Origin of the sequence: Amycolatopsis sp. NPDC059027 (genome assembly GCF_042739735.1) — a bacterium.
In the GTDB taxonomy this organism is placed as follows: domain Bacteria; phylum Actinomycetota; class Actinomycetes; order Mycobacteriales; family Pseudonocardiaceae; genus Amycolatopsis.
Genome location: NZ_JBHYIK010000023.1, coordinates 28,035 through 39,048, shown reverse-complemented (window position 1 = coordinate 39,048; position 11,014 = coordinate 28,035). Strand labels below are relative to the sequence as shown.

The 11,014-nt window shown below is 69.0% G+C and carries 12 protein-coding genes; 5 read left to right on the top strand and 7 right to left on the bottom strand.

Annotated elements, in window-relative coordinates:
• Positions 1-119: 119 nt before the first annotated feature.
• Both ACFWY9_RS17875 and ACFWY9_RS17870 read right to left on the bottom strand, forming a co-directional pair.
• Positions 120-335, bottom strand: a complete 216-nt coding sequence (locus tag ACFWY9_RS17875) for a hypothetical protein (RefSeq protein WP_378327992.1) — start codon at positions 333-335, stop codon at positions 120-122.
• A 124-nt stretch (positions 336-459) separates the two neighbouring features.
• The gene (locus ACFWY9_RS17870; protein WP_378327993.1) at positions 460-1,299 is read right to left on the bottom strand and encodes a class I SAM-dependent methyltransferase; all 840 of its coding nucleotides are present in this window, start codon (positions 1,297-1,299) and stop codon (positions 460-462) included.
• Between the two features lie 116 nt (positions 1,300-1,415).
• Between ACFWY9_RS17870 and ACFWY9_RS17865 the strand changes: the two genes are divergently transcribed.
• Entirely contained in the window at positions 1,416-2,015 is a 600-nt protein-coding gene (locus tag ACFWY9_RS17865; protein ID WP_378327994.1) for a ClpP family protease, read from the top strand.
• 169 nt (positions 2,016-2,184) lie between these two features.
• Positions 2,185-2,556, top strand: a complete 372-nt coding sequence (locus ACFWY9_RS17860; RefSeq protein WP_378327995.1) for a hypothetical protein — start codon at positions 2,185-2,187, stop codon at positions 2,554-2,556.
• A 257-nt stretch (positions 2,557-2,813) separates the two neighbouring features.
• Here the strand turns inward: ACFWY9_RS17860 and ACFWY9_RS17855 are convergent, their stop codons facing one another.
• Positions 2,814-3,986 carry an acyl-CoA dehydrogenase family protein gene (locus ACFWY9_RS17855; RefSeq protein WP_378327996.1) on the bottom strand — a complete coding sequence of 391 codons (1,173 nt, stop codon included), beginning with the start codon at positions 3,984-3,986 and terminating at the stop codon, positions 2,814-2,816.
• 100 nt (positions 3,987-4,086) lie between these two features.
• On the opposite strand from ACFWY9_RS17855, the gene ACFWY9_RS17850 reads away from it, so the two are divergent.
• From ACFWY9_RS17850 to ACFWY9_RS17840, 3 genes are read left to right on the top strand one after another with little or no spacing between them, the layout of a single operon-like run.
• Positions 4,087-5,748, top strand: coding sequence for a class I adenylate-forming enzyme family protein (locus tag ACFWY9_RS17850; RefSeq protein WP_378327997.1), 1,662 nt, complete (start codon positions 4,087-4,089; stop codon positions 5,746-5,748).
• Positions 5,749-5,792: 44 nt separating this feature from the next.
• A complete protein-coding gene (locus tag ACFWY9_RS17845) occupies positions 5,793-6,041 on the top strand; it encodes a type II toxin-antitoxin system Phd/YefM family antitoxin (protein WP_378327998.1) in 249 nt (82 codons plus the stop codon).
• Positions 6,026-6,418 (top strand): type II toxin-antitoxin system VapC family toxin, encoded by a 393-nt coding sequence (locus ACFWY9_RS17840; RefSeq protein WP_378327999.1) that lies wholly within the window; start codon positions 6,026-6,028, stop codon positions 6,416-6,418. The genes ACFWY9_RS17845 and ACFWY9_RS17840 overlap by 16 nt, the downstream gene beginning before the upstream one ends.
• Positions 6,419-6,438: 20 nt before the next feature.
• Here the strand turns inward: ACFWY9_RS17840 and purE are convergent, their stop codons facing one another.
• Genes purE through ACFWY9_RS17820 form a run of 4 tightly spaced genes read right to left on the bottom strand, consistent with a single transcriptional unit; the run spans position 6,439 to position 10,713 of the window.
• Complete coding sequence (gene purE, locus ACFWY9_RS17835) at positions 6,439-6,936, bottom strand: 5-(carboxyamino)imidazole ribonucleotide mutase (protein ID WP_378328000.1); 498 nt, start codon at positions 6,934-6,936, stop codon at positions 6,439-6,441.
• Positions 6,937-6,948: 12 nt separating this feature from the next.
• Complete coding sequence (locus ACFWY9_RS17830; RefSeq protein ID WP_378328001.1) at positions 6,949-8,133, bottom strand: 5-(carboxyamino)imidazole ribonucleotide synthase; 1,185 nt, start codon at positions 8,131-8,133, stop codon at positions 6,949-6,951.
• A 20-nt stretch (positions 8,134-8,153) separates the two neighbouring features.
• Entirely contained in the window at positions 8,154-9,389 is a 1,236-nt protein-coding gene (locus ACFWY9_RS17825; protein WP_378328002.1) for a glycosyltransferase 87 family protein, read from the bottom strand.
• Entirely contained in the window at positions 9,367-10,713 is a 1,347-nt protein-coding gene (locus ACFWY9_RS17820; RefSeq protein WP_378328003.1) for a glycosyltransferase 87 family protein, read from the bottom strand. The genes ACFWY9_RS17825 and ACFWY9_RS17820 overlap by 23 nt, the downstream gene beginning before the upstream one ends.
• Between the last annotated feature and the right edge of the window lie 301 nt (positions 10,714-11,014).

Sequence of the window (11,014 nt, the reverse complement as noted above, 5' to 3'; positions counted from 1 at the left end):
CCCGCGCCGGGGTCATCTCCAGCCCCCGCAATACATTTACCCCCCCCCCACCCACCCCCCCGACTCGCCGGGGGCCGTCCACCCCCGGGGGGTCCCCCCCCCCGCGGCTCCGCCCAGGACTAGGGCCGCGCTCCGGGGTCACCCGGGTTCGAGCCCGGACCGCCAGGACCGCCCTCCCCCATGCCGGGGTCGCCGTTGCCGTTGACGTGCACCACTCCGGCCGGGCTGCTCACCTGGTGCGCCGACGCGGCCGAAGCGACCGAGGAAGCGGCGACGAGGCCAAGGGCTGCCAGGCCCGCCACCGCGAACGACTGGACCACTCGGGTCTTCTTCATTTCTCCTCCATGACGTGCTGGACGACAAGGACGTTTGTCCCACGCCGTGACAGACAGACATGCCTCCAGAGGAAGAAAGTCCGCTCATCCTGGCCCGAAAGTACCTTCCACTCGGACTTCCCGCCTAAGCCTTGACCGCTTTCAAGGCGTAGAGCAGCGGGATGCGCGGCGCGGAATCCGGCAACCGCCACCAGCCGCCGTCGGCGGGCACCATGTTCTCCCAGCGCGGCCACGGCAGCAGTTCGCTCTCCCGCAGGCCGGTGATCGCGAACCCGGCGCCGACGAGCGCCGTGATCAGCTCGCCGAACCCGTGCCGCCACTCGTAGATCGTGGTCGCGTCCTGAAGCGCGGGACCGTCGGTGTAGGTACGTGTCGCGTCGCGCTCGAGGGCGCCCCTCCCCTCCAGATAATCGTGACGCAGCAACAGTTCCGGCCCTTCGCCGGGCCCGGGCTCGGGGCCGAGCGCGTTCAGCACTGGATGGAAGTCGACGACGTAGAGCAGGCCGCCCGGCCGCAGCAGCCCGGCGACCACCGAAGCCCAGCGCGTCAGATCGGGCAGGTAGAACACCGACCCTTTTCCGGTGTAGACGATGTCGAACCGGTTGCCGCCGAATGCGTCGACGGCGTCATAAACGTTGGCACGCACGTATTCGACGTCGAGCCCGGCCTCGCGTGCTATACGCTTCGCCGCTTCCACCGCCTCGCCGGAGAAATCGAGCCCGGCCGTCCGCGCTCCTTTTCGCGCGAAGGCGATCGTCTCGGTCCCGAGATGACATTGCAGGTGAACGAGATCGCGGCCGGCCAGCTCCCCGAGGTCCTCCCATTCGAACGGCAGGAACCACTGATCGGGATCGCGGGATTCGTCGAGGCCGTAAAACCGGCTCGCCACGTGGATCGGCGTGCGCTCGTCCCAGTTCGCTTCGTTCGTCGCCATCATCTCGGTGGTCGCGCTGTCGAAGTCCATCCGACATCCTTACCACGTAACGCTCTCAGCGAACGAGGTCGTCTTCGGCGACACGGCTGTCTATCGTCGGAGGCAGAAGATCACTCCGGCGTTCACCGATCGAGAGCAGGCAAGAGATGACGGCCACCTTGGCACCCGAGCTGCGCGCCTCCACCGCGAGCCCTTCCCTGGACGACTCGGTTTACGAACAATTGCTGCGCGACCGCGTCGTCTTCCTCGGCTCGGAGGTCACCGACGAGGTGGCGAACCGGATCGTCGCGCAGCTCCTGCTGCTCGCCGCCGACGCGCCGTCGAAGGACATCAGGTTCTACATCAACTCGCCCGGCGGTTCGGTGTCCGCGGGCATGGCCATCTACGACACGATGCGGCTGATCGAGCCGGACGTTTCGACCTGGGGTCTCGGCTTCGTCGCGTCCATGGGCCAGTTCCTGCTGTCCTCCGGCACACCCGGCAAGCGGTTCCTGTTGCCCAACACCAGGATCGTGATGCACCAGCCGTCCGCGGGCATCGGCGGCGCGGCCACCGACATCGCGATCCAGGCCGAGGTCTTCGGGAAGATGAAGCAGCGCATCGCGGAGATCACCGCGCGGCAGACCGGCCAAACGGTGGAACGCATCACCGCGGACGCCGACCGGGACCGTTGGTTCGACGCCGAAGAGGCGCTGGCATACGGCTTCGTGGACCACATCGTCGCGAGCGAACGGCCTACCGCGTGACTTTCGGGGCCCCATAAGACAATTCGGACACCGTCCTGTGCCGTTCGTTACCAATCCGACCACAGCCACGGCGGAAACGGGTCTCTGCGAGCAGATCAGCTGCGGCCCGTGTCCGCCTACTTCTGGCCGGATCGGTAACACCGGGGAGATCGATTTCGACCGCTGGGACATGAACTTGTTCCAGGCCGCACTCATGGCCCTGCCGCTGGCCGCGCTGGCCGCGACCGTCGTGTCCACCCCGGCACGGGTACCGGCGCCACCCATCCCGATGGTCACGGTGACCATCGGCGCGCTCGGAGCGCGGCAGATCACTTTCACCGACCCGACAGCGCCCGGCGGGCTCCGGCGCGAAGAGCTGGCCCCACACAGCGCGAAGTCGTTCAAGGTCAAGATTCCGCTCGGTATGACCATCACCGTGACGCTCTCGGGCTTCGACGGCCATCCGGTCACCGAGTGCAGTATCGGCGACGAAACCGAGGGGCAGGTGTACGTGCGGGGGACGGATTCCTGTTCCTATGTGGCGGGCGAACTCGTGGGGTGATTCACCCCGTCACCCACCCACCTAGCGGTTATGCGCACCAGACCATGTCACTTAGCGTCGAACGCGCGGGGTGCACATGGGAAGGGAGCGAACATGCACGGGTGCTGCTCGAAGTGCACGGGCCAGGGCTGCGGCTGCTGCGGCAACTGCAACTAGTTCCACGTCCTCGGCAGACGTGGCCATCTCGTAAAAAACCAACCGGCTGTTTTCGTTCGGCAGAACGGAAACAGCCGGTTGTGGTCTTTCGGACCGGGATCTCAGCCGCGGAGCAGGGCGCGGGCCATGACGAGCTGCTGGATCTGGTTGGTGCCTTCGTAGATCTGGGTAATCTTCGCGTCGCGCATCATGCGCTCGACCGGGAAGTCACGCGTGTAGCCGGCCCCGCCGAAGAGCTGGACGGCGTCGGTGGTGACCTCCATGGCGATGTCCGAGGCGTATTTCTTGGCCGCGGAGGCGATAAAACCGGCGCGCTTGTCGCCGCGCTCCGACGCCGCGGCCGAGGCGTAGACGAGGTTCCGGGCCGCTTCGATCTTCGTGCCCATGTCGGCCAGCATGAACTGGACGCCCTGGAACTCCGCGATCATCTTGCCGAACTGCTTGCGGTCCTTGACGTAGGCGACCGCGGCGTCGAGCGCGCCCTGGGCGATGCCGAGCGCCTGCGCGCCGATGGTGGGCCGCGTGTGGTCGAGCGTGCGCAGCGCGGTCTTCAGGCCGGTGCCTGGCTCGCCGATGATCCGGTTCTCCGGGATCGTGCAGTTCTCGAAGTAGATCTCGCGGGTCGGCGAGCCCTTGATGCCGAGCTTCTTCTCCTTGGGGCCCACCGAAAAGCCAGGGTCGTCCTTGTGGACGACGAAAGCCGAGATGCCGTTGGCCTTCTTCTCCGCCTCCGGGTCGGTCACCGCCATCACGGTGTACCAGGAGGATTCACCCGCATTGGTGATCCAGCATTTCGTGCCGTTGAGCACCCAGTGGTCGCCGTCGAGCCGGGCGCGGGTGCGCATCGACGCGGTGTCCGAGCCGGCCTCGCGCTCCGAAAGCGCGTACGACGCCGACGCCTCGCCGGAAGCGATGGACGGCAGGACGAGCTCCTTCAGCTCCTCCGAAGCCGACAGGATGATCGGCTGCGTGCCGAGCTTGTTCACCGCCGGGATCAGCGACGCCGAAGCGTCGACGCGCGCGACCTCTTCGATGACGATGCAGGCGCCGATCGCGTCCGCGCCCTGGCCGTCGTACGCCTCGCCGATGTGCACGGCGTTGAAACCCGACTTCACCAGCGCGTTGTACGCCTCGATCGGATAACGCTCCTGCTCGTCGACCTCGGCCGCGTACGGCGCGATCTCCTTCTCCGCGAGCGCGCGAACGGCGGCCCGCAGCTCCTCGTGTTCCTCGGCGAGCTGGTACAGCCCGGGGCCGTCGGACACCGTAGACACTTCTGCCACCTCTTCCGCACCGTTGGGATCCACCGATGTTAGCGCTCGTTCACATGATGCGTCCTTGTGGGCTTGGCCGCATCCTTCCTAAGGTCGGGTGATGCCGATCACCGCGCCGCCGCCCGGCCTCCCCCGCTCGCTGGACTATCCCGACGTCCCGATCGGCTCGATCCTCGCCGCGGCCGCCGGCCGCTACGGCACCCGCACCGCGTTCGCGCACGGCGAGCGGGAGCTGAGTTTCGCCGGCCTCTACCAGGCGGCCTGCCGGTTCGCGAACGCGCTGATCGCACGCGGGATCGGCAAGGGCGACACCGTCGCGCTGCATCTGCCGAACTGCCTGGCCTACCCGGTCGCCTACTACGGGACCCTGCTGTCGGGCGCCACGTTCAGTCCGGCGAACCCGCTGCTCCCGCCGGACGACCTGGCCTTCCAGCTGACCGACTGCGCGGCCGCGGTGGTCGTCACCTACGGCCCGCTCTCGGGCACGCTCGCCGCGGTCGCCGACCGCATCCCGGCCCGCTCCGTCATCGTCGTCTCACCCGCCGAGGCGCTCCGGGACGGCGAAACCGAGTTCGAGGACTTTCACGCGGAGTACCCCGCCACCCGGCCCGAGGTGGACATCGACATCCACACCGACCTCGCCCACCTCGCCTACACCGGCGGCACCACCGGACGGTCGAAGGGCGTCCAGCTGCCACACCGCAACGTCGTGGTGAACACCCTGCAGTACGTCTGCGGGCAAACCGGGGCGCGCCCGCTGCTCGACGAGCACGGCGACGTCACCGTCGAGCAGGTGGGCAGCGCCGACGAGTGGCCGACCCGCCACGGCACCGGGGTCGTCGTGAACGTGACACCGTGGTTCCACGCGATGGGGACGATCGCCGCGCTCAACGCGGTCGTCCTCATCGGGACCACCGTCGTCCTGCACGAACGTTTCGACCCGGCGCGGTACATCGCCGACGCCGAGCGCCTGCGGGTCACCTCGATCGGCGGCGCACCCGCGTTGTACGCCGGACTGCTGGCTTGCCCGGCGCTCGCGACCGCGGACCTGTCCTCGATCCGCACGCTCGGCTCCGGAGCGGCGCCGATGAGCCACGAGATGATCAACGCGCTGCGGGACCGCTTCCCCGACGCCGTCATCGTCGAGGGCTACGGGTTGACCGAGGTCACGATGGCCGCGGTGACCTCCCCGGCGTATCGCTCGGGCACCCGCAAGGTCGGCTCGGTGGGACTGCCCGTCCCCGACACCGAGATCAAGATCGTCTCCACCGAAGGCGGCGAAGATCCGCTCCCGGCGGGCGAACAGGGCGAGGTCTGCGTCCGCGGTCCGCAGGTGATGACCGGGTACCGCCATCGCCAGGAGGAGACGGCGGCGGCGCTCGTCGACGGCTGGCTGCACACGGGCGACGTCGGCGTGCTCGACGAGGACGGCTATCTGTCCATTGTGGATCGCAAGAAGGACATGCTGCTGTACAAGGGATACAACGTCTTCCCCCGCGAACTCGAAGAACTGCTCGCCGCGCATCCCGGTGTCGTCACGGCGGCCGTCGTGGGACGGCCGCGGGACGACGTCGGCGAGCTGCCGGTGGCGTTCGTGGTGAAGGCACCCGGCGACGGCCTCGACGCCGACTCGCTGCTCGACGCGGTGAACGCCCAGGTGCTGCCCTACAAACGGCTGCGGGAGCTGTACTTCGTGGACGAGATCCCGGTGTCCGCGGCGGGCAAGGTCCTCAAACGCGAACTCCGCGAGCAGCTCTCCTGACGTACCGCGACAACCTGGGTAGCACTTGTGCTACAGTGGTTCCTATGAGCGTTGTGGGACTACGCGAGCTTCGGCAGCAGGCTTCCGAGCTGGTGCGCCAGGCGGAGGCCGGTGAAGAAGTACTGATCACCGTCTCCGGGCGCCCCAGCGTGCGGCTCGTGCCTGTCGAGCAGCGAACTTGGCGGACCTACGCCGAGGTGTCCGCTCTGTTCCGCGGTCCCGCCGACCCGGACTGGGAGAGCGACCGCGACAAGATCGACCAGGAGCTCCGTGACCCGTGGGCCACGGCGTGAAGGCCGTCCTCGACACCAGTGTCGTGATCGCCACGGACGTGCCTCCGCTGCCGGGCCGGCTGGCCATCAGCGCGGCCACGTTCGCCGAGTTGCAGTTCGGCGTCCTGGTCGCCGGTAATCCGGCCAGCCGGGCGGCACGGCTTCACCGGTTGAGCGTCCTGCAGCAGGAGTTCCATGCCTTGCCGATCGACGACATGGTCGCCGTCAGCTACGGCCAGATCGCGGCCGCTGTCGTGATGGCGGGTCGCCAGCCCCGGGCCCGCACCATGGATCTCCTCATCGCCGCGACCGCGCACGCCCACGGCGCGCGGCTGTACACGCGCAACGCCAAGGGCTTGTCCGGTCTCGACGAGCTGCTCGAGATCGTCCCCGTCTGAGGGAACGCGCCGCGGTCAGGTCAGCGACCGGCTTTGGCGCGCAGAGCGGCGTCCTTGTCCAGCACCAGCTTTTCGAGATCGGCCTGGAACTTCGCCATCTTCGCCTGGAGTGTCTCGTCCGTGGCGGCCAGGATGCGCACGGCGAGCAGACCGGCGTTGCGCGCGCCGCCGACCGACACCGTCGCGACCGGGACACCGGCGGGCATCTGCACGATCGAGAGCAGGGAATCCATGCCGTCCAGGTACTTCAGCGGCACCGGGACGCCGATCACCGGCAGGACGGTGGCCGAGGCGACCATGCCCGGCAGGTGCGCCGCGCCGCCGGCGCCCGCGATGATCACCTTCAGCCCCCGCGACGCCGCCGACGTCGCGTAGTCCAGCATGCGCTGCGGCGTGCGGTGTGCCGAGTAGACACCGACCTCGTACTCGACGCCGAACTCGTCGAGCGCGGTCCCGGCGGCCTCCAGCACCGGCCAGTCCGAGTCGCTGCCCATGATCACGCCCACCTGCGGCGCCATAATCCCTACCTCTCAGTGGATCTCGTGGCCGTCGAGCCAGACGGCGTGGGACAGCCAGTGCGCGGCGAGCAGCGCCTGGTCGCGCAGCGTCTCCATGTCCTCGCCCAGCATGTTGACGTGCCCGAGCTTGCGCCCCGGCCGCTCCTCCTTGCCGTAGAGGTGCACCTTGACATCGGGGAAGCGCGCGAACAGATGGTGCAGCCGCTCGTCCGGACCCATCTCGGGCGCGGTCTCGGCACCGAGCACGTTGGCCATCACGCACGCGGGGGCGAGCAGGTCGGTGCGGCCGAGCGGATAGTCGAGCACGGCCCGCAGGTGCTGCTCGAACTGCGAGGTCCGTGCGCCGTCCATCGTCCAGTGCCCGGAGTTGTGCGGGCGCATCGCGAGTTCGTTGACGAGCAGCCCGCCGTCGGTCTCGAACAGCTCGACCGCGAGCAGCCCGGTGACCTTCAACGTCGCGGCGATGCGCAGCGCGAGATCCTGCGCCTCCTGGACGCGCGCGGGGCTCAGCCCTGGCGCCGGGGCCAGCACCTCGGTGTTGATCCCGGCGGACTGCACGGTCTCCACCACCGGGTAGGCGGCCCCCTGCCCGAACGGCGAACGCGCGACCAGCGCGGACAACTCGCGCCGCATGGTCACCTTCTCCTCGACCAGCAGCGGTGTCCCGGCCGCGAGCAGCTCCGGGACGACCTCGCGCGCCTGCTGCGCGGTGTCGAGCATCCAGACACCCTTGCCGTCGTATCCGCCGCGCGCGGCCTTGAGCACCACCGGCCACGCGTGTGCCTTCCCGAAGGCCACCACGTCGTCCACAGTGGACACCTCGGCGAAGGCGGGGCCCGGGACGTCGAGACCGGCCATCAGCTCGCGCATCACGAGCTTGTTCTGCGCGACGCCGAGCGCGTCCGGCGCCGGCCGCAGGACGAAGCCCTCCATCGCCAGCGTCAGCAGGTGCTCACCGGGCACGTGCTCGTGGTCGAACGTGACGACGTCGACTTCCTTCGCGAACGCGCGCAACGCGTCGAGGTCGGTGTGGTGGCCCTGCACAACCTCGCCCGCGACGAGACCGGCGGACTCGTTCTCGCCCGCGGCGAGCACACGCAGGGACTGGCCGAGGGAGATCGCCGCCTGGTGGGTCATCCGGGCGAGCTGCCCGCCACCCACCATGCCGACGACGGGAAGACCGGTGCGTTTGTCCATAGCGCGCTCAGCCTAACCACCTAGGCCGGCGCGACCCGCGCCGACCTGCGGCGCGTGAGCCGCAGCTCACGAGCGGCGAGGCCGAGGATCCCGGCGGCCGCCGCCAGCACGTACAGGTTGCCCAGCACCGCCATGCCGAGGCCCCAGCGGAACTCGGTGTCGCCGCCGTTGGGCACCAGCATCACGATCTGGGAGGCGAACAGGACGAACACCGCGCCCGCGGCGATCCGGCGGCCCTTGACCAGCAGCAGCACGATCAGCGGGACCGCCCACACCCAGTGGTGCGACCACGAAACGGGCGAGAACAGCAGCCCATAGAACGCCGTGACCAGCAGCGCCGCCGCCTCCTCGCCACGACGGTGGAGCCGCACGACGAGCCAGATCGCGGGCACGGCGAGCACGGCCGCGATCGCGACGGCCAGGACCAGCGACCACGGCGCCAGCTGCGCGGCCCGGCTGACCATGCCGTTGAGCGACTGGTTGAAGATCCAGTGCACCGAGCCGATCCGGCTCGGATCGGTGGCCGAATCCCGCCAGAAGCGCGCGGCGTCGACCGGGATGACGGCGAACATCACCGCCTCCAGCACCACGAACGTGCCCACCGCGCGCAGCCCGTCCTTCCACCGGCCGGTGAAGAACAGGTGCGGGACGAAGACCAGCGGGGTCAGCTTGACCGCCGCCGCCACACCGATCAGCACGCCCGCCCAGCGCCAGCCCGAGGTACGTTTTCCCGCCGAGGGCGCATCAGCACAGCCTCGTGCCGAGAGGACCAGCACGTCGAGCACCACGAGCGCCATCAGTATCAAGTTGATCTGGCCGAGGAACAGCGTCTTCCACACCGGTTCCAGTACCAGAACGGAGGCCGTTCCCACCGGCAGCGCCCACGCCACGCGTGTCCACCCCGATGGCGACAGAACCACCGCGATGACGACGATAAGACCGACCACCGACAAACACCCGACCACGCCCCACAGCAGCCCGGTCGGCACGAGCGCGAACGGCAGGAACAGCAGCGCCGCCGCCGGCGTGTAGGTGAACGGCAGCCGCACCCAGTCCGGCAGCGTGGTCAGGACGTCGCGCGTGTAGATCGGTTCGCCCTTGAGCAGGGCCATCGCGCCCGCCCGGTAGACGGCGCTGTCCGCGCCCAGCCGCCAGTGCGCCAGCCACGCGACGACGCCGAGAGCGAGGACGGCGACCGCGAGTACCCCGGCGAGAATCCAGCCGGTGCGTGCGTCAGCCCCGGGTGGCTTCGGCATGGACGTCTTCGGCTTTGCGGCGGGCCCGTCGCTGCAGGCCCCAGCGCAACGCGAGCGCGGCGGCCAGCACCACCGGCATCAGGATGTACGCGCTGCCGAGGATGTTCTGCCACACCGTCCAGTGCAGCTCGACGTTCCGGCCGTTCGGCAGGATCAGCAGCACGCAGCTGACGAACACGAAGATCGCCAGGAACGTGCCGAGCCAGCGTTTCCACGCTGTCGCCGGGGTGGTCTTCGGCAGGCGGGAGACCAGCAGCACGATCAGCGGCGCCACCCAGACCCAGTGGTGGGTCCACGAGATCGGCGAGATCAGCAGGATCCAGAACGCGGTGACCAACAGGGAGGCGAGCGTCTGGCCCCTGCGGTGGAAACGCATGACCAGCCACAGCGCCGGGATCAGGAGCAGGAACCCGATGGCCAGCGCGACGTTCGACGCCCATGGCGCGAGGTCGGTGGCGCGGTTCATCAACGCGTTCAGGGACTGGTTGCCCGCCCAGTGCACCGGGCCGATGCGACCGGTGTCGGGCAGCGTCTGCGTCCAGTACTTGGCCGCGTCGTGCGGGTTGATCAGGAACATCGCGCCCTGCAGGAGCACGAAGGTCACGAATCCCCGGATGGCGTCCTTGCGGCGGCCGGTGATGAACAGGTGACCGAGGAACACGATCGGCGTCAGCTTGATCGCGGCCGCGACGCCGACCAGCACGCCACCCCACCGGCTGCCGCGCGCGCCGATGACCAGCACGTCCAGCATGACCAGCGCCATCAGGACGATGTTGATCTGGCCGAGGAAGATCGTCCGCCACACCGGCTCGAGGCCGAGGAAGACCAGGGAGAACACGATCGTCGAGCGGGCGGGCGAGGCCCACCAGCGCGGGCCGTCTTCGGCGGGGCGCGGCAGGGCGCCGATCGCGATCCGCACGCACAGCGCGAGACACAGCAGCGTGACGACGGTGAGCAGGCCCCAGGAGAGCTGCACCGGGAACCACGCGAGCGGGACGAACAGCGCCGCCGCCGCCGGTGGATAGGTGAACGGCAGCAGCGCCCACGACGGCTCCGGGAGGAGCGTGTTGGCGTCGTAGAGCGAATCCCCGTGCAGCAGGGTGAGCGCACCGGCACGGTAGACGGCGCTGTCGACGCCGAGGTGCCAGTCGTGCGTGGCCCCCCAGATGGCGTACGCCATGGCCGCCAGCGGCACCACCGCCAGGATCAGGATCGACCGCGGACGGACGGACAGGCGCGCGAGCGAGATTCGCAGGGCCAGACGAGGCTGGGAAGCCTTCGCCGGAACTTCGCCGTCTGTGGCGGAGGATACGGTCCTGGTCACCTCATCAGGAAATCATGAGTGCGATTCCCCGGGTCGAGAAGGGTACTGGCGGGAGCGGGGGACCTTTGCTACCGCTCGTTAGTTCCGCTCAACAACAATAGCAAAGGTCCCTTGCTCCTCTTCCGTCCGAAAATGGGCTGTGAGCTGGGGAGATGTGCGGCTGGCCGAGGGCCGGCATGTCCCGGATGCGCCGTTCACGACGCTCGACGTCCTGAATGGCGCATTCACGACGTCGAGCCTGGATCCACCGGCGGGGGGGGGCGCGCCCCTTTTGAGGGTACCGCCGGTGGCGGCGAGCACA